The organism is Mycobacterium sp. 1245805.9, from assembly GCF_001672915.1.
In the GTDB taxonomy this organism is placed as follows: domain Bacteria; phylum Actinomycetota; class Actinomycetes; order Mycobacteriales; family Mycobacteriaceae; genus Mycobacterium.
This window is the reverse complement of record NZ_LZKR01000004.1, coordinates 1-20782: the sequence shown is the minus strand read 5'-3', so window position 1 is coordinate 20782 and position 20782 is coordinate 1. Positions and strand designations below refer to the sequence as shown.

The 20782-nt window shown below is 67.2% G+C and carries 21 protein-coding genes; 13 read left to right on the top strand and 8 right to left on the bottom strand.

What is annotated here, in order from left to right; all coding sequences use genetic code 11:
- Nucleotides 1–50: 50 nt before the first annotated feature.
- From A9X00_RS00350 to A9X00_RS00325, 6 genes are all read right to left on the bottom strand, one after another.
- On the bottom strand, nucleotides 51–833 hold the full coding sequence (locus A9X00_RS00350; protein ID WP_067147551.1) for an SDR family oxidoreductase: 783 nt from the start codon (nucleotides 831–833) through the stop codon (nucleotides 51–53).
- A 110-nt stretch (nucleotides 834–943) separates the two neighbouring features.
- Complete coding sequence (locus tag A9X00_RS00345) at nucleotides 944–1288, bottom strand: DUF732 domain-containing protein (protein ID WP_197515003.1); 345 nt, start codon at nucleotides 1286–1288, stop codon at nucleotides 944–946.
- Between the two features lie 221 nt (nucleotides 1289–1509).
- Entirely contained in the window at nucleotides 1510–2388 is an 879-nt protein-coding gene (locus A9X00_RS00340; RefSeq protein ID WP_067147545.1) for a hypothetical protein, read from the bottom strand.
- Nucleotides 2385–3632, bottom strand: coding sequence for an acyl-CoA dehydrogenase family protein (locus tag A9X00_RS00335; RefSeq protein ID WP_067148062.1), 1248 nt, complete (start codon nucleotides 3630–3632; stop codon nucleotides 2385–2387). Before A9X00_RS00335 ends, A9X00_RS00340 begins: the two co-directional genes overlap by 4 nt.
- A gap of 91 nt (nucleotides 3633–3723) precedes the next feature.
- Complete coding sequence (locus A9X00_RS00330; RefSeq protein WP_067147542.1) at nucleotides 3724–4113, bottom strand: DUF1801 domain-containing protein; 390 nt, start codon at nucleotides 4111–4113, stop codon at nucleotides 3724–3726.
- Nucleotides 4110–5129, bottom strand: a complete 1020-nt coding sequence (locus A9X00_RS00325) for an NAD(P)-dependent alcohol dehydrogenase (protein ID WP_067147539.1) — start codon at nucleotides 5127–5129, stop codon at nucleotides 4110–4112. Before A9X00_RS00325 ends, A9X00_RS00330 begins: the two co-directional genes overlap by 4 nt.
- A gap of 155 nt (nucleotides 5130–5284) precedes the next feature.
- On the opposite strand from A9X00_RS00325, the gene A9X00_RS00320 reads away from it, so the two are divergent.
- The 3 genes from A9X00_RS00320 to A9X00_RS00310 are packed head-to-tail and all read left to right on the top strand — an operon-like array spanning nucleotide 5285 to nucleotide 7758.
- On the top strand, nucleotides 5285–6094 hold the full coding sequence (locus A9X00_RS00320) for an acyl-CoA thioesterase II (protein ID WP_067147536.1): 810 nt from the start codon (nucleotides 5285–5287) through the stop codon (nucleotides 6092–6094).
- 43 nt (nucleotides 6095–6137) lie between these two features.
- On the top strand, nucleotides 6138–6656 hold the full coding sequence (locus A9X00_RS00315) for a nuclear transport factor 2 family protein (RefSeq protein ID WP_067147533.1): 519 nt from the start codon (nucleotides 6138–6140) through the stop codon (nucleotides 6654–6656).
- A 7-nt stretch (nucleotides 6657–6663) separates the two neighbouring features.
- Nucleotides 6664–7758 (top strand): NAD(P)-dependent oxidoreductase, encoded by a 1095-nt coding sequence (locus tag A9X00_RS00310; RefSeq protein ID WP_067147529.1) that lies wholly within the window; start codon nucleotides 6664–6666, stop codon nucleotides 7756–7758.
- 3 nt (nucleotides 7759–7761) lie between these two features.
- Here A9X00_RS00310 and A9X00_RS00305 read toward each other — a convergent pair whose 3' ends face one another.
- Together A9X00_RS00305 and A9X00_RS00300 are read right to left on the bottom strand one after the other, a co-directional pair.
- Nucleotides 7762–8760 (bottom strand): NAD-dependent epimerase/dehydratase family protein, encoded by a 999-nt coding sequence (locus A9X00_RS00305; RefSeq protein ID WP_066932263.1) that lies wholly within the window; start codon nucleotides 8758–8760, stop codon nucleotides 7762–7764.
- Nucleotides 8745–9716: an aldo/keto reductase gene (locus A9X00_RS00300; protein ID WP_067147526.1), complete on the bottom strand. Its 972-nt coding sequence runs from the start codon at nucleotides 9714–9716 to the stop codon at nucleotides 8745–8747. Before A9X00_RS00300 ends, A9X00_RS00305 begins: the two co-directional genes overlap by 16 nt.
- Nucleotides 9717–9771: 55 nt before the next feature.
- On the opposite strand from A9X00_RS00300, the gene A9X00_RS00295 reads away from it, so the two are divergent.
- The 10 genes from A9X00_RS00295 to A9X00_RS00250 form a co-directional block, all read left to right on the top strand.
- Nucleotides 9772–11115, top strand: a complete 1344-nt coding sequence (locus tag A9X00_RS00295; RefSeq protein ID WP_067147523.1) for an acyltransferase — start codon at nucleotides 9772–9774, stop codon at nucleotides 11113–11115.
- Nucleotides 11116–11246: 131 nt separating this feature from the next.
- Nucleotides 11247–11558 (top strand): hypothetical protein, encoded by a 312-nt coding sequence (locus A9X00_RS00290; RefSeq protein WP_232006620.1) that lies wholly within the window; start codon nucleotides 11247–11249, stop codon nucleotides 11556–11558.
- A 78-nt stretch (nucleotides 11559–11636) separates the two neighbouring features.
- Entirely contained in the window at nucleotides 11637–12308 is a 672-nt protein-coding gene (locus tag A9X00_RS00285; protein WP_067147514.1) for a TetR/AcrR family transcriptional regulator, read from the top strand.
- A 593-nt stretch (nucleotides 12309–12901) separates the two neighbouring features.
- Nucleotides 12902–13615, top strand: coding sequence for an MlaE family ABC transporter permease (locus A9X00_RS00280; RefSeq protein ID WP_369830699.1), 714 nt, complete (start codon nucleotides 12902–12904; stop codon nucleotides 13613–13615).
- Nucleotides 13615–14496, top strand: a complete 882-nt coding sequence (locus tag A9X00_RS00275; RefSeq protein ID WP_067147508.1) for an ABC transporter permease — start codon at nucleotides 13615–13617, stop codon at nucleotides 14494–14496. The genes A9X00_RS00280 and A9X00_RS00275 overlap by 1 nt, the downstream gene beginning before the upstream one ends.
- A 6-nt stretch (nucleotides 14497–14502) precedes the next feature.
- Nucleotides 14503–15828, top strand: coding sequence for an MCE family protein (locus tag A9X00_RS00270; RefSeq protein ID WP_067147505.1), 1326 nt, complete (start codon nucleotides 14503–14505; stop codon nucleotides 15826–15828).
- A 13-nt stretch (nucleotides 15829–15841) separates the two neighbouring features.
- Nucleotides 15842–16882, top strand: a complete 1041-nt coding sequence (locus tag A9X00_RS00265; RefSeq protein ID WP_067147502.1) for a virulence factor Mce family protein — start codon at nucleotides 15842–15844, stop codon at nucleotides 16880–16882.
- Entirely contained in the window at nucleotides 16879–18438 is a 1560-nt protein-coding gene (locus A9X00_RS00260; RefSeq protein ID WP_067147500.1) for a virulence factor Mce family protein, read from the top strand. Before A9X00_RS00265 ends, A9X00_RS00260 begins: the two co-directional genes overlap by 4 nt.
- Nucleotides 18435–20003: a virulence factor Mce family protein gene (locus A9X00_RS00255; RefSeq protein ID WP_067147497.1), complete on the top strand. Its 1569-nt coding sequence runs from the start codon at nucleotides 18435–18437 to the stop codon at nucleotides 20001–20003. The genes A9X00_RS00260 and A9X00_RS00255 overlap by 4 nt, the downstream gene beginning before the upstream one ends.
- The coding region (locus A9X00_RS00250) for an MCE family protein (protein ID WP_369830697.1) at nucleotides 20000–20782 on the top strand (783 nt) is incomplete at its 3' end. The genes A9X00_RS00255 and A9X00_RS00250, both read left to right, overlap by 4 nt.

The window sequence follows — 20782 nt, the reverse complement described above, 5'->3', positions numbered from 1 at the left end:
CCGGTAGCGCTGAGCGCAGTTTCGATGCGGCTAAAGGCCTAGAAAAAGGCTTAGGTGACCCACTCGGGCTGCTGGCTGGCGTCGACCACGGAGAAGTCCTTGTGTGCCAGGCCCGCGGTGGTGCCGCCGTCGACCACGAACTCCGAACCGGTCGAGTAGCTGGACTCGTCGCTGGCCAAATACACCACGAGGCTGGAAACCTCCTTCGGCTCGCCGATCCGGCCCACCGCGGTGTTGAAGATGTCTTCGGGGACCCATTCGGTCATCGGCGTCTTGATGAGTCCGGGATGAATCGAGTTGACCCGAATTCCGCTGGGGCCCAGTTCGAGCGCGGCCGACTTCGTCAACCCGCGGACCGCGAATTTGGTTGCGGTGTAACCATGGCAACCGATGGTGCCGGCCATGCCTTCGATCGAGGAGATGTTGATGATCGATCCCCGGCCCGCTTCCTTCATGGGTTTCACCACGGCGCGGATGCCGAGGAACACCCCTGTCAGGTTGATGTCGAGAATGCGGTGCCACTCCGAGAGCTCGTAGTCCTCGAACGTGCCGATGTTGATGATGCCCGCGTTGTTCACCAGCACGTCGATGCCGCCGAACTCGGCGATGGCGGTGGCCACCGCGGACTCCCATTGCTCGGGTTTGGTCACGTCCAGGTGCACGTAGCGGACGGGGTCGCCGAGTTCGGCCGCGACGGCCTTGCCCTCGTCATCGAGGATGTCGCCGAACACGACCTTGGCACCTTCGGCGACCAGCGTCCGCACATGCGAGGCGCCCATCCCCCGAGCCCCGCCACTGACGAGCGCGACCTTTCCCGCCAACCGTCCTGTCACTGTGCGTCTCCCGTCGTGCCGGTGTTTTTTGCACCATACAGACGCACGCAGATGTATGACCAGGGATTCGACGCGCCGCGATCCCCGCCGTCGCGACCCGACGGACGCGGCTAGCTGCTGCTTGGCTTGCTCGGCGGGTGCTTTGCGGGGCAGTAGTCCGCGGTTGCCGCGGCGACGAACATCTGGGCTTGGCCCTCGCTCAACCGATGCGAGCCCGTCAGTTGGTCTATCTCATCCTTCTGGCTGTACCCGGCCTCGAGGTCTTTGCACATCACCTGCGCCGCCTTCACGTCCAGCGCCGGGCTACCGAGGTCGACGCCATGCGCCTGCAGATAGTTGGTGAAATCCTGGTCGGTCTGGTCGGCGTGCGCGACGGCGGTCGGCACCAGCATGACGGCCGCCAGCGCGCCCAACGCGCACCCCGAAACCTTCCTAGCCAGTCCCCGTTGCTTCATCGTTCCCCTCATTACCTTCAAGGTTCGACACTTGGTTCGGATTGACCGAAAGCCCCAAAACTACACATCGGACTGTTTCTATCATCTACGGTGTCTAGCGTCTATGGTTGCTCACGGCAAAGATCATTGCGTGCCAGCTCACGGGCGGTCAAGGCCCCACTCGCGGCGGGGTGGCGCGGCCGAAAGGTTTACGCGCCGTTGGCCGTTAGTTCCGGCTGAATTTAAATCCCGCGGGAGGTTACCGTCTCGAAGATCGCCGCGGCGGACGTGACGGCCTTGTCCGCGTTTCCCTCGTCGTGCAGGAGCATGCGGACGCCGATTCGTCCGGGGCCCCCAGCATGCGCCGCGCCCTCCACGCGGAAGGGGCCTACCTTCCCGCGCGACATGAACATCACGTGCCAGCTGACGACCTGGAGTTTTCGGGTGCCTGCGACCTCGGCGGCCAGGTGGATTGCCGCGGTCTCGAGGACGACGTGCTGAGGCCCGATGTGCAGCGCGGCGTCCGGCGAGGCCAGTTCAGCGCTCAGCGCGGGCAGCACCCAATGGCCGTCGTCGCGCTTGGCGGCTCCGAACGCCTGCCACAGCGGGGGCAGATCGGGCGAGTCCTCGATCACCAGCTCGGTGCCCGAAACATCCATCTTGCCAAGGCCTTCCGGTGGCACACCGATGACGGCGCCCTGCCCCTCGTTGAACGCGATCACCCGGTCGGGGTTGTCGGCGTCGACGATCTTGCATCGCCCGTAACCCATGGTGCGGCCCTGGTGCACGATGCCGGAACCGACGATCTCGATGCGGCTGACGTCGTAGCCGGGGTCGATGATCTGCACCGATGCGATGACCGGGTTCGGCACCGCGACCATGTCGGTCTGGCATCCCTCCGGGGAGGCGATCGCCAACGGCGCCACCATGAGCCCCCCGGCCTCGTTGCGCATGTCGCGGCGGATGGTGACGGTGTCGTCGGTCTCGCCGATGTTCATCGCCGCGTGGTTGCGGCCGATGTAGCGGTAGCTGAGCAGTCCGGTCCAGCGTCGGTACAACTCGTCGCGGTAGGCGTCGGCGTCGTTGGCCAGCTCTCGAATGTCGCGAAGTTGGTCGCTCACTGGTGGTTCCCCTTTGCCGACTTGCCCCTGCGCACCTGGTTGAACGGCACCCCGCGGTCGGCGGCGTACTCGCGCGGAAAGTTCAGGACCCGCTCGCCGATCACGTTGCGCGCCATCTCCGTCGTGCCGCCCCCGATGCTGGCGATCTGACGGCCCAGGTATCGCGTCCCGATACCGAGCAGCCCCGCGTCATCCTCGACCACGCCGGCCGAACCGGCGATGGCGAGGGCGGTGTCGTTCTCCACGTCGTGCACCTCGGCCATGTCGAGCCTGATGATCGATCCAGCGGCGGGCGGCAGCGATCCGTCGACGACGGCGTGGTAGACATGCTCGCTGAGTTGGCCGTGCACCGCCCGGTGGACCAGGACGCGCCCGACCATCTCGCGGACGCGTTCGCTGCCCCCTTGCCGCGCGGCGTCGACCAACGACATCAGGTCGATCGAAATATCCTCGGCCTCAGCGATTCCGGGTCCGCTGGTGTACTCCGAGCCGTCGCCCATGGTGCGGCGCTCGTGGTAGAGCTGTCGTGACGCGACGTCCCACCCTTTGCCCGGTTCGCCGACGACGGCGTCGTCGCCCACGTCGACGTCGTCGAAGAACTCCTCGCAAAACTCGACCGAACCGTTGACCTGACGGATGCGGTTGATCGTCACGCCGGGGTGCCGCAGCGGCAGCAGGAACATCGTCAGGCCGTTGTGTTTCGGTGCGTCCCAGTCGGTTCGGGCCAGGCACAGGCCGTAGTCGGCAGCGAACGCCCAGGTGCTCCACGTCTTGGCGCCGTTGATGATCCAGCGCCCGTCTCGGCGGTCGGCGCGGGTGATCACCCCCGCGAGGTCCGAACCGCCGCTGGGTTCGGAGAGCAGCTGGACGAGCACCTCCTCGCCGCGCAGCGCCGCACCGATGTGGGTGCGCTTCTGCTCCTCGGTACCCATGTCCAGGATCGTGGCGCAGCAAATGGCGAACGACGGGACGTTGAGCAGCAACGGCGTCTCGTAGGCGGCCGCCTCGGCGTCGAACGCCTTCTTGTACTCATAGCTCAGCCCGAGCCCGCCGTATTCGCGGGGAAAGCAGATCCCGGCGAATCCCCCGTCGTACAACTTCCTCTGCAATGCGCGGGCGCGCCGCCAGGACGCCAGTTCGTCTCGCTCGAGGACCATCGCCTCGGAGGAATCCAGCCGCGGCATATTCTCGGCCAGCCACGCCCTGGCCCGGCCGCGGAATTCTTCGACCGACTCGGCGGTCACCGAATTCGCCTGCGCGTCATCGCCGATGGCCTCCTTGACCTTGTGCTGGGCGACTGTACAGCACCGCATTACGGCTGTACAGGGCGGCGCACTAGGACGCGTTCAGCTCCACCGCGGCGCGAACGAGCGCCTTGAACGCTTTCTCGTCGATCGCGTCGCCCTCATGGAAATCGATGGCTCGCCGGGTGTTGCCGTCGAGGCTGGAGTTGAAGAGGCCCGCCGGATCCGCCAGCGACGCGCCCTTGGCGAACGTCACCTTGACCACGCTCTTGTACGTCTCGCCGGTGCAGATCATCCCGTCGTGGTACCACACCGGAACGCCTCTCCACTTCCACTCCTCGACCACGTCGGGGTCGGCCTGCTTGATCAATTTCCTGATGCGAGACAGCATTTCGCCCCGCCAATCGCCCAACTCTTTGATCCTGGCGTCGATGAGCTTCGAGGGAGAATCCGTCATGTTGCCTTCCGCTGGTTTCGTCATGGAATGGTGATGGCGATCTTGCCGACGTGTTCGCCGGCACGCATCACCGCCAGCGCCTCGTCCAGCTGCTGCCAGTCGAAGGTGTGGCTGATGTGGGGCTTGATGCCGGTTGCGGATATCAACTCGCACAGCGCGCGGTGTGCGCGCACGCTGCCTACCGTGATTCCGACGATGCGCAGGTTGTTGAGCATTACTTCCGCGACCGAGATGGGCGCCGTGTCGAATCCGCTGAGGACGCCGATCACCGCGACCGTGCCGCCCACCCGCGCCGAGTGCACCGACTGCGCCACCGTGGCGGGCCCGCCGAGGTCGACGATCAGGTCCGCGCCCCGGCCCGCGGTCAGTCGCTTCACCTCGGCCTCCCAGTTCGGGGTTTCGCGGTAGTTGACGAGATGCGTTGCACCCAACTCGGATCCGATTTTCAGCTTGTCGTCGGACGACGACGTCAAGATCACCGTGGCGCCCAATGCCCGGGCGAGCTGGACCGTGAACAGCGATACGCCGCCGGTTCCCTGGGTCACCACGACGTCGCCGGCACCGATGTTCGCTTCCATCAGCGCACTGAAGGCCGTCACCCCGGCGCACGGCACGGTCGCGGCTTCGACGTCGCTGAGGTGCCCGGGCGTGCGGACCAGACCCGCCGCGTCGGCGACGCGGTACTGCTGCAACCACCCGTCCTCGGTGTCGCCGGGCAGCTCCCGTTTCGATTCCGGTGTGGGCGGCCCATCCAGCCATCCGGGGTGGAACGCCCCCATGACGCGGTCGCCAATTTGGAGCCCGTCTACCTCGGGGCCCACCGCTACGACCTCGCCCGCACCGTCGCTCATCGGCACGCGCGGCCACGGGCCCGGCAGGAGCCCCATGAGGTTGACGTTGTCGTGAAAGTTCAGGCTCGACGCCCTCACCCTGACCAGCGCCTGCCCCGGCCCGGGCTCGTCGACGGGCCTGTCCACGGTCTCGAGGGGCGCGCCGGGTCCCGGCATCACCATCGCGCGCTGACGGTCGGGAATGCTCATGCGAAAACCCGCCTCCTCACGTTGGCGTCATAACGACGCGACTGTGGCACCAGCCATGACCCCACCCGGCGGCCAGGCCCGGCGGGAAGTAGTCTGCCGACGACTCGCATCGGCATGCGACCACTGCCCGATGCTATGGCCATCAAGGAATCCGCGTGACCGGCACACACCCTTTTGACAACGCCCTCGACCTCGACGTGATCGACGGCGACGTCAGGCGGGGCGCGACCCATCCGGAATGGGCCAACATGGTGGGCCCGTTCGGCGGGATCACCGCAGCCGCCATCGTGCGGGCCATCGACACGCACCCCGAGCGCATCGGTGAGCCGTTGGCGTTGACGGTCAACTTCGCCGCGCCGGTCGCCGACGGCGGCTTCGACCTGTCGCTTCGGGTCGTCCGCACAAACCGCACGAATCAGCACTGGAATGTCGAGCTCGGCCAGGACGGCCAGGCCAAGGCCACGGCGACGGCGGTGTTCGCGACGATCCGTGAGAGCTGGGCGGACACCGAAGCCCGCCCGCCGGGCGCGCCGCCGCCGGAAGGGATCGCACCCAGGAGCATGGGTCACGTCGTCCGTTGGGCGGACCTGTACGACATGCGATTCGTCGAAGGCCCGCTCCCGGGCGCCGACGGGCAACCCAGTCCGGCGTCGACGACCACGTTGTGGGTGCGTGACAAGGCGCAACGCCCCGTCGACTATCCGGCGCTGGCCGCCCTCAGCGACGTCTTCTATCCGCGGGTCTTCCTGCGCCGCGGCGGCGTCGCCCCGGCGGGGACGATCTCGTTGACGACCTATTTCCTTGCCGATCAGGACCAGCTTGACGCCGTCAAAGGCGACTTCGTCCTGGCCACCGCCCACGCCAACCGCTTCTCCGGCGGCTACTTCGACCAGAGCGCACAGTTATGGAGCCGGGACGGGGTGCTGCTGGCCACCACACACCAGATCGTCTACTTCAAAGGGTGAAGGGTTACAGTTTTGGGGTGAAGTGTCACGCAAGGCCCCTGCGATGACGGAGCGGACCGCCGAAGATCACGCCACCGCGCTGGCGGCGATCGAGGCCATCAAACAGCTCAAAGCCCGCTACTGCCGGTACCTCGACACCAAGGACTGGGCGGCGTGGCGGGCGCTGTTCGCCGACGACTTCGTCAGCGACACGTCCGAGGCCGGCGGCAAGCTGATCGTCGGTGCCGACGAGTTCGTGGCGTTCACCCGCAAGGGCATCGGACGCCCCGCGCAGGCGACGGCGCACCAGGTGCACGCACCCGAGATCGAGCTGACGTCGGCGACGACGGCGCGCGGGGTGTGGGCCCTGCAAGATGTGGTTCGCTTCGGGCCGGGCGTGACCCTGGTCGGGTACGGCCACTACCACGAGACCTACGAGAACATCGACGGGTGCTGGCTTATCAAGAGCTCCAAGCTGACTCGGCTGCGAGAAGACATCGTCACGCCGCTGTTCTCGATCTATGTCTCCGACCGCATCCGGCGGCTAGCCACCAAGGTCGCCGGCAGACTGATGGAGCAGTGATACGCCGATGAGCACTGGCACCATTTTGATCACCGGCGCGTTCGGCCAGGTCGGCAGGAGATGCGCGCAAATCCTGCTGGACCGGGGACGGACGGTCGTCGCCACCGACCTGCGGACGGACAAGACCGTCGCCGCCGCGGCCGAGCTGTCCGAGGGCGGCGGGAGGCTGATTCCCGCCTACATCGACCTGCTGGACCCCGAGGCGGTGGGCGACCTGGTCGCGACCCATCGGCCCATGGCGATCATCCACCTCGCCGCCGTCATCTCGCCGGCGTCGTATCGCAATCCCGCGCTGGCCAGGCGGGTCAACGTCGGGGGCACCGAGACCCTGCTGACGGCGGCCGCCCAGCTGCCCGATCCCCCGCTGTTTCTGATGGCCTCCAGCGCGGCGGTCTACGGGTCGCGCAATCCGCACCGCTACCCCGAGCGGATCACCCCGGAGACGCCGGTGCAGCCGATCGACCAGTACGGCGAGGACAAGGTGCTGGCCGAGGCGGCGATCCGGGCCAGCGGCCTGCCGTATGCGCTGTTCCGCTTGGGTGGGGTCATTTCGCCGGACACCCAGGCGGGCATCAGCGGCGACCACCTGGCCCTGATGCGCTCGATACCCGGCGACAACCGCATCCACACGGTGGACGCGCGCGACGTGGCGCTGGCGTTCGCCAACGCCGTCGACCGCGGAGCCGCGATCTCCGGCAAGGTGCTGCTCATCGGCGGCAACGAATCGTATGTGATGCTGCAGCGCGACCTCGAGGACGACCTGATGACCGCCGCAGGCCTGGGGCGGCTCGGCCCCTCGGCGAGCCTGCCCGGCGACCCCGGCGACGACCGCGGCTGGAGTTTCACCGGATGGTTCGACACCACGGAAGCCCAAGCGCTGCTTGACTTCCAGGAGCACGACTGGCGCGAGACCACGGCCTGGGTCGCCGAATCCCAGGGCCGCATGCGCATCGTCCTGCGCGCACTGGGCCCGATCCTGCGACCGGTGCTGCGCGCCGTCCTCAAGCTGCAGCGCCGCTTAGAGGGCCGGGGCCGCTACGCCGATCCGTGGGCGTTGATCGAGAAGAAGTACGGCCCGGCGGCGCTGGCCGCCACGGAGTAAGGGCTACCCGCGGGAAGCGAAGAAGACCGCGGCCTTGCGGATCGAGTCTTCGACGGGTTCGGGTTTCCATCCGAGTTCGCGTTCGGCCTTGCCGTGGTCGAGGGGCGACATCAGCTCCGCCATGCGAATTCCCGCGTAGGCGAACGGAAGATCGCGACGCAGCAGCCGCGCCGCCAGATCGTTGACGCGCGCACCGGCGCGCAGCGCCGCCATCGGGATGCCGATGCGCGGCGGGCGCCTGCCCACGGCGGTGGCGGCGATCCGGTGCAGCTCCCGGCCGCTCATGTATCGGTCGGAGACGATGTAGCGCTCGCCGTTTCGTCCCCGTTCCGCCGCCAAAAGCATTGCCCTGGCGGCATCCTCGATGCCCACGACCTCCGACGAGTAGCCGAAATAGAACGGGAATCGTCCCTTGGCGACGAGGGCGATCAGGGAGCCGTGCGGCGTCGGCGCCCAATCGCCGGGGCCGTAGGTGGTGGAAATGCACATCGCCACGGCGGGCAGCCCCCGCTCCCGCGCGTACGACAGCAGCAGGTTCTCCCCCGCCACCCGGGCCTCGATGTAGGGGCCGCCCTCGTCCCAGTTGTGCGGGTCGTCTTCGGTGACCGGCCGGCTGTCGCTGATCGCCAAAGAACCCGTGGTGCTGGTGTATACGAACTTCTTCAGGTCAGCACCCAGGGCGGCGTCGAGCACGTGGCGCAGCCCGTCGACGTTGGTGCGAAACAGCGGCGCCGGATCGCGCAGCCACATCCGGGCGTCGACCACGCAGTAGTACACGACATCACACTCCGCCATCGCCGCACGCAGGGCGTCGTCGTCGAAGACGTCCCCGTAACAGCGCTCGACGGACAGGTCGTCGATCCCCTGGGTGGAACTGGTGCGGCGCAACATGACTCGCACGTCGGCGCCCGAGGCGACGAGCTGGCGCGTGACATGCGATCCCAAGAAACCGCTGGCCCCGATCACCAGCTTCTTGTTGGCCGCCACTAGCGGTCGATCCATTGTTGTGTCGCTTGGGCGCTTCGGTCCCCGGCGGCCGGGGTGAGTCGGTCGAGCCTCGCTAAGTGGTCGGGGGTGAGATCGACCGCGTCGGCGGCAACGTTTTCTTCGAGGCGCGTCACGCGCTTGGTTCCCGGAATGGGCACGATGTCGGGACCTTTCGCCAGCAGCCAGGCCAAGGCGACCTGTGCGGGAGTCGCGCCGACGTCGGCGGCGATGTCGCGCACTTCGTCCGCGCTCCTGAGGTTGTGCTGGAAGTTCTCATCGGAGAAGCGTGGGTGGGTCTTGCGGAAGTCGGTGTCGGGAAGTTCCCCGGTGGAGCGGATCGCGCCGGTGAGGAAGCCGCGGCCCAGCGGCGAATAGGCGACGAACCCGATTCCCAGTTCGCGCAGCACATCTAGCACACCCTCTTCGGGGTCGCGGGTCCACAACGAGTACTCGGACTGCACGGCGGTGATGGGATGCACTGCGTGGGCGCGGCGAACGGTGTTCACGCCCACCTCGGAAAGGCCGATGTGCCGGATCTTTCCGGCCGCCACCAGCTCGGCCAGCGCTCCGACCGTGTCTTCGATCGGGGTCTCGCGATCGAGGCGGTGCTGGTAATAGAGGTCGATGCGGTCGGTCGCCAGCCTCTTCAAGGAGCCCTCCACCGCGGTGCGGATGTTGGCGGGGCTGCTATCGAGGCCGTTACGGCCGGTGTGCGAGATCAGGCCGAACTTGGTTGCCAGCACCACCCGATCGCGCCGGCCCTGCAGGGCGCGGGCGACGAGTTCCTCGTTGACGTAGGGCCCGTAGACCTCGGCGGTGTCGATCAGCGTGACGCCGAGGTCGATGGCGCGATGGATGGTGCGGATGGATTCGGCGTCGTCGGTGCCGGCGCCGGCGTACGCGACGGACATGCCCATCGCGCCCAGGCCGAGGCGTCCGACTTCGAGTTGTGCGAGATGAGCCCGTTTCATGGGCCCCATTGTGCGCCGGGCTCCTCAGGGCCACCGGGCGGGTACCGTTGCGCTCGTGCAGGACACAGCGCGACCGGCCCGCAATCTGGCGGTCGACTTCTATCGCGTGTCGGGTGTGATCCTGATCGTGCTGGGCCATTGGCTGGCCGGCTCGGTAACCTATCACGACGGATCCTTCGGTCGGCAGAACCCGCTCGTCGACATACCGTGGACCCAGTGGCTGACCTGGCCCTTCCAGGCCGTCCCCGTGTTCTTTCTGGTCGCCGGCTACGCCGGTGCGTTGTCCTGGACGCATCGGCGCGAAACCGACGGTGTGTCGCGCCAGATCTGGCTTCGGCACCGGCTGGCCCGCGTGCTGGGTCCGACGGCGGTCTACGTGGCGCTGGTGTTGGTGCTGGTGGCGGTGCTCGACCTCGGCCACCTTTCCGCTACGACGCTGGAATACGCGGGGTGGGCGGTGGCCATGCATCTGTGGTTCCTGGCCGTCTACCTGATCGTCGTCTCGCTGACCCCGATTGCGGTTGCCGCACACCGGCGTTGGGGCCTCCTGGCGCCGGCGGCGTTGGCGGTGGGGGTGGTGGCGGTGGACGCGCTGTCGATCGGTGCCCACGTGCACAACCTTGGCTGGGTCAACTACCTGCTGTGCTGGGGGACGTTCTACCAGCTCGGGATCGCTTGGCGCGGAGGGCTACTGGGCGGCCGGAGAGCGGCGGTGCTGGCCGCCTGTTCGGCGATCGCGCTGGCGCTGCTGATCGGGCTGGGTATGTATCCGGTCAGCATGATCGGCGTTCCCGGGCAGACGATCGACAACACGACGCCACCCACCGCGGCGCTTCTGGCGTTCGGATGCGCGCAGGGCGGATTGGCGATCGCGCTCGCGCCCGCGCTGAACCGGGTGCTGCACGCCGGTTGGGTCAAGCGGGCGCTGGCCGTTGGAAACAACAACGTGATGGCGCTTTACCTCTGGCACATGATCCCGGTCGTGATCGTCGCGATCGTCGCGTATCCGGCCTGCCTGCTCCCCCAACCGCCCGAGGGAACGGGGCTGTGGTGGCTGGCCCGGCTCGAGTGGGTGGTCGTACTCGGCGTGGTGACGGCGGTCGAGCTCGTGTTGCTGTGGTCGTTGCGGCGCCTTTTCGCGGCCCCGCTGCCCATGCTCGGTGTGCCCCTCACCGAACGCTGGGGGGAAGTGTTCATGCTGGTCGGCGCCGCGCTGGCCGCCGCTGGCCTGCATTTCTTCGCCTACGCGGGGTTCGCGCCGGACGGCCGCTTACCATGGGTCACCGCGGCGCTCTTCGCCGCCGGCGTGCTGCTGGTCGCGCTTCGCCCGACGAAGGCCGGTCGGCGTGCGGTCGGTGCGGAACCCGCGACCCGAGGAACGCGAACGCCCCGGCATTAACGCCACCGTCCGCTTTTGGCAAGCGACTTACGACCCCTTGACAGGGGCCGAAATGCCCTGGTCGGAGGCGGTATCGGGGAGAAACGTCTGGTGCAGGTTCGCAACGCCCTCGCTAAGGGAGTACGCAGATGTTGGACAGCCTAGCGGTCACCGACAACCACGGCCCTCAAGGACGCGGCCATGATGCCGAAGTATTGAAGGAATCCGGTGTGCACAAGCTCGTCGTTCTGGACCGCAACGGCGACTGCCTAGCCTTCGTATTGGCTTGGGAAGGCTTCGAATACGACGCCGAGACGGACGCCTATGTGTGCGTCGCCGATCGTGACGGCTCCGAACTTCTGACCGTGTACGCCGCGGGTGAGATCAACTCCGCGCCCGGCGAGAACATGTATGTCGTGACGGCACCGGATGGGTCCGGTGCGACACGCCGCCGGCACCGCTGACCAAACCGTTACCTGTATTCGCGTCGCCGGCCGCTATGATAGACCGTTCGTACGGTTAGTTATGCCGAAGGGTTGAAGATGCCCAGGTCGCCTGGCAGGCGTAGCGAGATTCTGGACGCGTTCGTCCGCTATGTCGCCGAACGTGGCTATGACAGAACGAATATCGGCGACATCGCCGACGAACTCGGTATGTCGAAGGGCACGATCGTTCATCACTTCGGTACCAAGGCCCAGATGTTGCGGGAGCTCGAAGAGACCCACCTCGCCCTGCAGCTCGACGTGCTGCGGATGGTATGGGACCGTCTGGCCGGGCCGCACGAACGCATTGCCGCGATCATCTACGCCTCCGCGCTGCTGCAAGTGAGCGCCCGCCACGCGACGGTTGCGAGCCAGCGCGAGGTGGTTCAGCTCTCCGACGACCCGGCGATGCAGCACGTGCGCAAGCTGCGCGATCAGTTGCAAACACACGCGATCGACGAAATCCGCAACGGGATAGACAGCGGCGTGTTCCGAGACGTGGACGTCGAATTGGCGGCGCTGCAGTTGTGGGGATCGCTGGAGTGGATGTGGGTGTGGTTCGATCCGGCCGATTCCCGGACACCCGAAGAAGTCGGGGCCGCCTTCGTCGACGTGTTCCTCGGCGGGCTCCTGCTCGACCGGCTGGGCCTGCGCAAGTGGGCGAACCCGTCCGCCGACGTCGTCTCGGTGGTGCGTGAGTGCCTCGCCGCGGTCACGGCCGACCGACGCTGACGTCCGGTCTGCGGAACGCTTTGCGCGGGAGCTGAATTCGCCGACAGGCGGCGTGAATACATAACGCCCCGCCGCCCCGCGCCGGGCAGTCGGAATGAAGCGCAAAAGCCGCGGGAAATCGAGACGATCCGCGGATCGCGCCCCATGTTTTGGGCGAAAGCCGAGGAGTTTTGCGATTTATTGACCGCACGTACGGTCTAATGCAATAGTTGCAGCGTGGCGCAAACGATGGCGGCGTGGGGTCGCAGGGCGGGGACCCGGGACGCCGCTTGGGAGGGCCACGGTTTCGGCCCCCTCGTGAGGCACGGCAGCCGGCAAGCGTCCCCAATCCGACTGAGTTCGAAATGCGCTGCGCGGCTTTGCGTTTGGGGGAACGGTGCCGCTACGGGCGACGCGGCGAACCGGAGCCACGCCCGATGCCCCCGCCCCTCCCCCGGGCGGCCGCGCAGCTCACCGGAACGGCCCGCAGCAGAGTCGCGATCCGTTAGGCCTTCGCCTCGGGGGCCGCGCCGATGACCACCACGCACTCGTTCGCCGGCAAAGTGGGCCAACGGATCCGGCCGGGCACGGAAGTGGCCGGCGGGTTCTTTCGGATGTGCGTGCTGACCGGCAAGGCCCTGAAAGAGCCGTTCGAGTGGCGCGAGTTCATCTGGACCGGCTGGTTCCTCATGCGGGTATCGCTGCTGCCGACGATCGCGGTGTCCATCCCGGAAACCGTGCTGCTCATCTTCACGCTCAACCTGCTGCTGGCCGAGATCGGCGCCGCCGACGTCTCCGGTGCCGGTGCCGCGATCGGCGCGGTCACCCAGCTCGGCCCGATAGTGACCGTGCTGGTGGTCGCCGGTGCCGGGGGGACCGCCATCTGCGCCGACCTCGGCGCGCGCACCATCCGCGAGGAGATCGATGCCCTCGAGGTGTTGGGCATCGACCCGATCCACCGGCTGGTGGTGCCGCGCGTCGTCGCCTCGACGATGGTCGCGGTGCTGCTCAACGGCCTGGTGGTCGCCGTCGGGCTGGGGGGCGGCTACCTCTTCAGCGTCTACCTGCAGAACGTCTCGAGCGGCGCCTACCTCTCCACGTTGACGGCGTTGACCGGCCTGCCCGAGGTGACGATCGCGTTCATCAAGGCCGCGACGTTCGGGCTGATCGCCGGCCTGGTCGGCTGTTATCGCGGCCTGATCGTCCGTGGCGGGTCCAAGGGCCTGGGCACCGCCGTCAACGAGACGGTGGTGCTGTGCTTCATCGCGTTGTTCGCGGTGAACGCGGCCCTGACGACCATCGGTGTCCGGTTCGGAACGGGGCGCTGATGGCAACGACCGCAACCACAGCAGCACCTTCCAGACTGCGGGTCCGTTTCACGCGCGACAGCCTCCGCCGATACGGGGACGCCCCAGCCCGGGTCCTGGTCGAGATCGGGCAGATGGTCTGGTTCGCCCTGACCGCCGTCGGCCAGATCCCTTTCGCCATGCGCCGCTACCGCAAAGAGATGTTGCGGATGGTCGCCCAGATGGGGATGGGCACCGGGGCGATGGCCGTGGTCGGTGGCACCGCCGCCATCGTCGGCTTCATCACCCTGTCCGCGGGCTCGCTGGTGGCCATCCAGGGCTACGCGACGCTGGGCAACATCGGCGTCGAGGCGTTCACCGGATTCTTGGCCGCACTGGTCAATGTGCGGTTCGTGGCGCCGGTGGCCGCCGGCCAAGCGTTGGCCGCAACGGTCGGAGCCGGCGCCACCGCGGAACTGGGCGCCATGCGCATCAGCGAGGAGATCGACGCGCTGGAGGTGATGAGCATCCGGTCGGTCGCCTTCTTGGCGTCCACCCGGGTGGTGGCGGGTCTCGTCGTCATCATCCCGCTCTACGGGCTGGCGATCACCCTGGCCTTCGTGTCCCAGCAGGTCACGACCGTTTTCTTCTACGGGCAGTCCGCCGGCACGTACAACCACTACTTCCACACATTCCTGCGTCTCAACGACGTCGGCTGGTCGTTCGCGGAGGTGATCCTAGTCGCGGTGGTCGTGATGACCACGCATTGCTACTACGGCTACACCGCCAGCGGCGGGCCGGTCGGCGTCGGTGAAGCCGTCGGCCGGTCGATGCGGCTGTCGTTGATCACGATCGTCGTCGTGGTCGTCCTGACCGCGATGGCCGTCTACGGCAAGAGCCCGAACTTCAACCTCACGGTGTAGCCGTCGATGACAACCCGAACCGCCCCGACCCCGCAAATCAAGGACCACCCGCCGCGGATCCCGCCGTACAAGACGGCGGCCGTGGTGTTCTTGGTGGTCGCCGCGGTGGTGTTGTCGTTCGTGTGGCTGCAGTTCCGGGGCCGGCTCGCGCCGAAGACGCCGCTGACGATGGTGGCCCCCCGCTCGGGGTTGGTGATGGATCCGAATTCGAAGGTCACCTACAACGGGGTGGAAATCGGCCGGGTGGCCAGCATTTCGCAGATCCAGCGTGATGGCGTGCCGGCGGCCAAGTTCGTCTTGGACGTCGAACCCAAGTACATCGACCTGATCCCGGCCAACGTGGAGGCCAATATCAAGGCGACCACGGTGTTCGGCAACAAATATGTGTCGTTGACCTCACCGAAAAACCCGACGCCGCAACGCGTTACCACGAATCAGGTGATCGAGGCGCGGTCGGTGACGACGGAGTTCAACACGCTGTTCGGGACGATCACTTCGATCGCGGACAAGGTGGACCCGGTCAAGGTGAACCTCACGCTGGCCGCGGCCGCACAGGCATTGACCGGGCTGGGCGACAAGTTCGGGCAATCGATCGTCAACGGCAACGCCATCCTCGACGACATCAATCCGCAAATGCCGCAGATCCGCCACGACATTCAGCGGCTGGCATCGCTGGGCGACACCTATGCCAACGCCGCACCGGACCTGCTGGACTCCCTCAACCATGCGGTGGTCACGGCGCGCACGCTGCACCGGCAGGAGGCCGACCTGGACGCCGCGTTGCTGGCCGCGGCCGGGTTGGGCAACACGGGTGAAGACATCTTCGCCCGTGGCGGGCCCTACTTCCAGCGGGGCGTCGCGGATCTGGTGCCCACCGCCCAGCTGCTCGACACCTACAGCCCCGAATTCTTCTGCACCATCCGCAATTACTACGACGAGGAACCCGCGGCCTTCGCGACGACGGGCGGCGGCAACGGCTACGCGCTGCGAACCATGACCGAACTGACGTCGGGGTTGGGCGGCATCCTGACGCTCCCGGGACTGGCCGGCACGGTGGCCACCATGGGCCTCCTCGGGCTGGCCGGGCTGGTGGGCGGGGCGCCGAATCCCTATGTGTTCCCGGACAATCTGCCGCGGGTGAACGCCCGCGGCGGGCCGGGGGGCGCACCGGGTTGCTGGCAGGCGATCACCCATGACCTGTGGCCCGCGCCCGAGTTGGTGCTGGACACCGGCGCCAGTCTTGCGCCGTACAACCATCTGGATACCGGCTCGCCGTACGCCATCGAGTACGTGTGGGGCCGGCAAGTCGGGGACAACACGATCAACCCATGACAGCGATGAATTCATGAAACTCACCGGCTCCGCCATCAAGCTCGGCATCGTCTCGTTGGTGCTGGCGCTGATCACCGTCTCGATCGTGGTCGTGTTCGCCCAGCTGCGCTTCAGCCGCACCAACAGCTATACCGCGGAGTTCAGCAATGCCAGCGGCCTCAAGGACGGCCAGTTCGTCCGCGCCTCCGGCGTGGAGGTCGGCAAGGTCAAGAAGGTGCGGCTGGTCGACGGTGGCCGAAAGGCGCAGGTGGACTTCGCCGTCGACCGCTCGATTCCGCTCTACCAGTCGACGACGGCGCAGATCCGCTACCTCGACCTGTTCGCCAACCGCTTCCTGGAACTCAAACGCGGCGACGGGGCGGGTGCCGACCGCGTGTTGCCGCCGGGTGGATTCATCCCGCTGTCCCGAACGTCACCGGCTTTGGATCTCGACGCCCTGATCGGTGGTTTCAAACCCCTGTTCCGGGCGCTGGATCCGGAGAAGGTCAACACCATCGCCTCGGCGATCATCACCGTGTTCCAGGGTCAGGGCGGCACCATCAACGACATCCTCGACCAGACCGCGCAGCTGACCTCTCACCTCGCCGAACGCGACGAGGCGATCGGCGAGGTGGTCAAGAACCTGAATGTGGTGCTGGACACCACGGTTCGGCATCGCAAGGAGTTCGACCAGACGATCGACAACTTCGAGCGGTTGATCACCGGGCTGAAAAACCACGCGGACCCGCTGGCGGCCGGCACCGCGAACATCAGCAACGCCGCCGGGACCGTGGCCAACCTGCTGGCCGACAACCGCGCCCTACTGCACAAGGAGATCGACTACCTGCAGGCGCTCCAGGGGCCGCTCGTCGACCAACGCGATCAGCTCAGCGACCTGATCCACAAGACGCCGACCGCGCTCAACCTGATCGGACGCAGCATCGGTCTATACGGCGACTGGGTGAACTTCTACCTCTGTGACCTGACGATCAAGTGGAACGGGCTGCAGGCCGGCGGTCCGGTCCGGACGGTCAGGATCTGGCAGCAGCCCACGGGCAGGTGCTCACCGCAATGAGAACGCTGACCGAATTCAACCGCAGCCGTGTGGGTCTCATGGGCATCACGGTGTTGATTCTCGGCGTACTCGTCGGCCAAAGCTTCACCAGCGTGCCGATGATCTTCGCCAGCCCGAGCTTCTACGGTCAATTCACCGACACCGGCCAACTGAACAAGGGCGACAAGGTGCGCATCACCGGCGTGAATGTCGGCAAGGTGGAGTCGTTCGACATCGACGGCGACCATGTCCTGATCAAGTTCAACATCGGCGCCAACACCATCGGCACCGAGAGCCGGCTCGCGATCAAGACCGACACCATCCTGGGCAAAAAAGTTCTCGAGATCGAGCCGCGAGGAACCCAGACGTTGCAGCCGGGCAGCGTCCTGCCGCTGAGCCAAAGCACCACCCCCTATCAGCTCTACGACGCGAACTTCGACATCACCAGGGCCGCCGCCGGCTGGGACATCGACACCGTCAAGCGCTCGCTGAACGTGTTGTCGCAGACCATCGACCAGACCTACCCACACCTGAGCGCCACGCTCGACGGTCTGACTAAATTCTCCGACACCATCGGCAAGCGCGACGAACAGATCAAGCACCTGCTCGCGCAGGCCCACCAGGTGGCCGGCGTGCTCGGTGACCGCAGCGAACAGGTCAACCGGTTGCTGGTCAACGCGAAGACGCTGCTGGTCGCGTTCAACGAGCGGGGCCGGGCAATCGACACCCTGCTGCAAAACGTCTCCGCCTTCTCGACGCAGGTGCAGGGGTTCATCAACGACAACCCGAGCCTCAACCCCGTGCTGGAGCAGCTGCATGCCATCACCGACGTGCTGGTGGCGCGCAGGGACGACCTGGCTCAAACCCTCACCTACGTCAGCCAATTCGCCGCATCGCTGGGGGAATCCGTCGCATCGGGTCCGTACTTCAAGATCGTCCTGTCGAACCTGCTGCCGTACTGGATCCTGCAGCCGTTCGTCGACGCCGCGTTCAAGAAGCGTGGCATCGACCCCGAGGACTTCTGGCGCAGCGCCGGGCTGCCCGAGTTCCGCTGGCCCGACCCGAACGGGACCCGGTTCCCCAACGGGGCGCCACCGCCGGCACCTCCGGTGCTGGAGGGCACGCCGGATCATCCGGGGCCGGCCGTCCCGCCGGGAACGGCGTGTTCGTACACCCCACCGGCCGACGCGCTGCCGCGGCCGTGGAACCCGTTGCCGTGCACGGGCGTTAACGTCGGCCCGTTCGGCGGCAGCTTCCCGGCACCGATGGACGTGCAGGCCGCACCGCCGAACCCGGACGGCCTGCCCCCGACGCCGGGGATCGCGATCGCCGGGCGCCCGGGTGATCCGCCGCCGGACGTGCCGGGCACACCCGTGCCGCTGCCCACCCAGGCACCGCCGGGCGCGCGCACCGAGAACCTGCAACCCGCCGGCCCACTGCCGCCGCCGTCGACATTCGCGCCCGCCCTGCCGCCGGGGCCACCCGCGCCGCCCGGACCGGGGAACCAGCTGCCGGCCCCCTTCATCAACCCCGGCGGCACGGGAGGTAGCGGTATCACGGGAGGTAGCCAGAATTGAGTGCCTTCAACGCATTTCGCCACCTGAGGGCCCGCAGGGTCGTCGGGTTGCTGGTGGTGGCGCTGGCCGTGCTCGCCGGGTTCCTCGGGTTGCGGCTCTACAACAAGTTGACGACCAATACGGTGGTCGCGTACTTCCCCGAGGCGAACGCGCTCTATGCCGGGGACAAGGTGCAGATCATGGGCGTCCGCGTGGGTTCGGTCGACAAGATCGAGCCCGCCGGCGACAAGATGAAGGTGACGTTCCACTACGACAACAAGTACAAGGTGCCCGCCAACGCGTCCGCCGTGATCGTGAACCCAACCCTGGTGGCGTCACGCAACATTCAGTTGGAGCCGCCCTACAAGGGCGGCCCGGTGATGGGCGACAACGCGGTGATCCCCATCGAGCGCACGCAGGTCCCGACGGAGTGGGACCAACTAAGCCAGAGCGTCGCCAACGTCATCAACAAATTGGGGCCGACACCCGAGCAGCCCAAGGGCCCGTTCGGTGACGCCATCGAATCGTTCGCGGACGGGCTGGCCGGCAAGGGCAAGCAGATCAACACCACGCTGAACAGCCTGTCGCGGGCGTTGACCGCCCTGAACGAGGGCCGCGGCGACTTCTTCGCCGTGGTGCACAGCCTGGCGCAGTTCGTCAACGCCCTGCACAAAGACGACCAGCAGTTCGTCGCACTGAACCAGAACCTGGCCCAGTTCACCGACAAGCTGACCGGGTCCGATCGTGAGCTGGCAACTGCGATACAGCAATTCGATTCCCTGCTCGGCACGCTGCGGCCGTTCCTGGACAAGAACCGCGGCGTGCTGGCCACCGACGTCAACAACCTCGCCACCCTGACCAACACGCTGGTCCAGCCCGATCCGCTGAACGGTCTGGAGACGGCCCTGCACGTCCTGCCGACGCTGGAGACGAACCTCAGCCAGATCTACCACCCGTCGCACGGCGCGGTCATGTCCATCCCGGCGATCCCGAACTTCGCGAACCCGATGCAGTTCGTGTGCAGCATGATTCAGGCCGGCAGCCGGCTGGGCTACCAGGATTCCGCCGAACTGTGCGCGCAATACCTGGCGCCGGTCCTCGACGCGATCAAGTTCAACTACCTGCCCTTCGGGCTGAACCTGTTTTCCACCGCCGAGACGCTGCCCAAGGAGGTCGCCTACTCGGAGCCCCGGCTGCAGCCGCCGAACGGGTACAAGGACACGACCGTGCCCGGGATCTGGGTCCCCGATACCCCGCTGTCGCACCGCAACACCCAGCCCGGCTGGGTCGTCGCCCCGGGGATGCAGGGGCAGCAGGTGGGGCCGATCACCGCCGGCCTGTTGACCCCCGACTCGCTCGCCGAACTGATGGGCGGCCCGGACATCGCGCCCCCACAGTCGGGGCTGCAGACGCCGCCGGGACCGCCGAACGCCTACGACGAGTACCCGGTGCTGCCACCCATCGGCGTGCGCGCCCCGCAGGTGCCGATCCCACCGCCGCCACCCGGGCCGGGCGTGATCCCCGGACCGGTCGCCCCGACACCCGCGCCCGCCGACGCGGCCGCATCGGCGGGACTGGGATCGTGAATACGTTGCGCGCCTTCGGCATACGCGTCCGGTACCGGGCGCGGCAGGCGGTGGCCCTGCTGGTCGCCACCGCGGCGCTGACGTCGTGCGCGAAGTGGCACGGAATCGCAAACGTGCCGATGCCGGGCGGCCCGGGCAGCGGGCCCGGCTCCTACGTCATCTACGTGCAGATGCCCGACACGCTGGCCCTGAACGACAACAGCCGGGTGCGCGTCGCCGACGTCTTCGTCGGCACGGTGCGCGCGATCGCCCTGAAGAACTGGGTGGCCACGCTGACGCTGCGGGTGGACAAGAGCGTCAAGTTGCCCCGGAACGCGACCGCCAAGATCGGGCAGACCAGCCTGCTGGGCTCCCAGCACATCGAGCTGGCCGCGCCGCCCAACCCGTCGCCGGAACCGCTGAAGCCGGGCGACACCATCCCGCTGCAAAATGCGTCGGCCTACCCCACCACCGAGCAGACGCTGGCCAGTCTCGCCATGATCCTGCGCGGGGGCGGCATCCCGAACCTCGAAACCCTGCAGAACGAGGTCTACAACGTCGTGCACGGGCGGGCCGACCAGATCCGCGCCTTCCTCGGCAAGCTGGACACGTTCACCGCCCGGCTCAACGAGCAGACCGATGACATCACCCGAGCAATCGACTCGACCAACCGGCTGCTGGCCTATGTCGGTCCCCGCTCGGACGTCATCGATCGGGTCCTCACCGAATTCCCGCCGCTGCTCAAGCATTTCGCCGACAAACAGAACCTCTTGATCAACGCGGTCGACGCGACCGGCCGG

What these genes read in the sequence shown, in the direction of transcription:
- A9X00_RS00345 (WP_197515003.1), bottom strand. Translation starts at nt 1,288, where the DNA reads ATGAAGCAACGGGGACTGGCTAGGAAGGTTTCGGGGTGCGCGTTGGGC.
- A9X00_RS00330 (WP_067147542.1), bottom strand. Translation starts at nt 4,113, where the DNA reads ATGACGAAACCAGCGGAAGGCAACATGACGGATTCTCCCTCGAAGCTC.
- A9X00_RS00325 (WP_067147539.1), bottom strand. Translation starts at nt 5,129, where the DNA reads ATGAGCATTCCCGACCGTCAGCGCGCGATGGTGATGCCGGGACCCGGC.
- A9X00_RS00315 (WP_067147533.1), top strand. Translation starts at nt 6,138, where the DNA reads ATGACGGAGCGGACCGCCGAAGATCACGCCACCGCGCTGGCGGCGATC.
- A9X00_RS00310 (WP_067147529.1), top strand. Translation starts at nt 6,664, where the DNA reads ATGAGCACTGGCACCATTTTGATCACCGGCGCGTTCGGCCAGGTCGGC.
- A9X00_RS00305 (WP_066932263.1), bottom strand. Translation starts at nt 8,760, where the DNA reads ATGGATCGACCGCTAGTGGCGGCCAACAAGAAGCTGGTGATCGGGGCC.
- A9X00_RS00300 (WP_067147526.1), bottom strand. Translation starts at nt 9,716, where the DNA reads ATGAAACGGGCTCATCTCGCACAACTCGAAGTCGGACGCCTCGGCCTG.
- A9X00_RS00285 (WP_067147514.1), top strand. Translation starts at nt 11,637, where the DNA reads ATGCCCAGGTCGCCTGGCAGGCGTAGCGAGATTCTGGACGCGTTCGTC.
- A9X00_RS00280 (WP_369830699.1), top strand. Translation starts at nt 12,902, where the DNA reads ATGTGCGTGCTGACCGGCAAGGCCCTGAAAGAGCCGTTCGAGTGGCGC.
- A9X00_RS00275 (WP_067147508.1), top strand. Translation starts at nt 13,615, where the DNA reads ATGGCAACGACCGCAACCACAGCAGCACCTTCCAGACTGCGGGTCCGT.
- A9X00_RS00270 (WP_067147505.1), top strand. Translation starts at nt 14,503, where the DNA reads ATGACAACCCGAACCGCCCCGACCCCGCAAATCAAGGACCACCCGCCG.
- A9X00_RS00265 (WP_067147502.1), top strand. Translation starts at nt 15,842, where the DNA reads ATGAAACTCACCGGCTCCGCCATCAAGCTCGGCATCGTCTCGTTGGTG.
- A9X00_RS00260 (WP_067147500.1), top strand. Translation starts at nt 16,879, where the DNA reads ATGAGAACGCTGACCGAATTCAACCGCAGCCGTGTGGGTCTCATGGGC.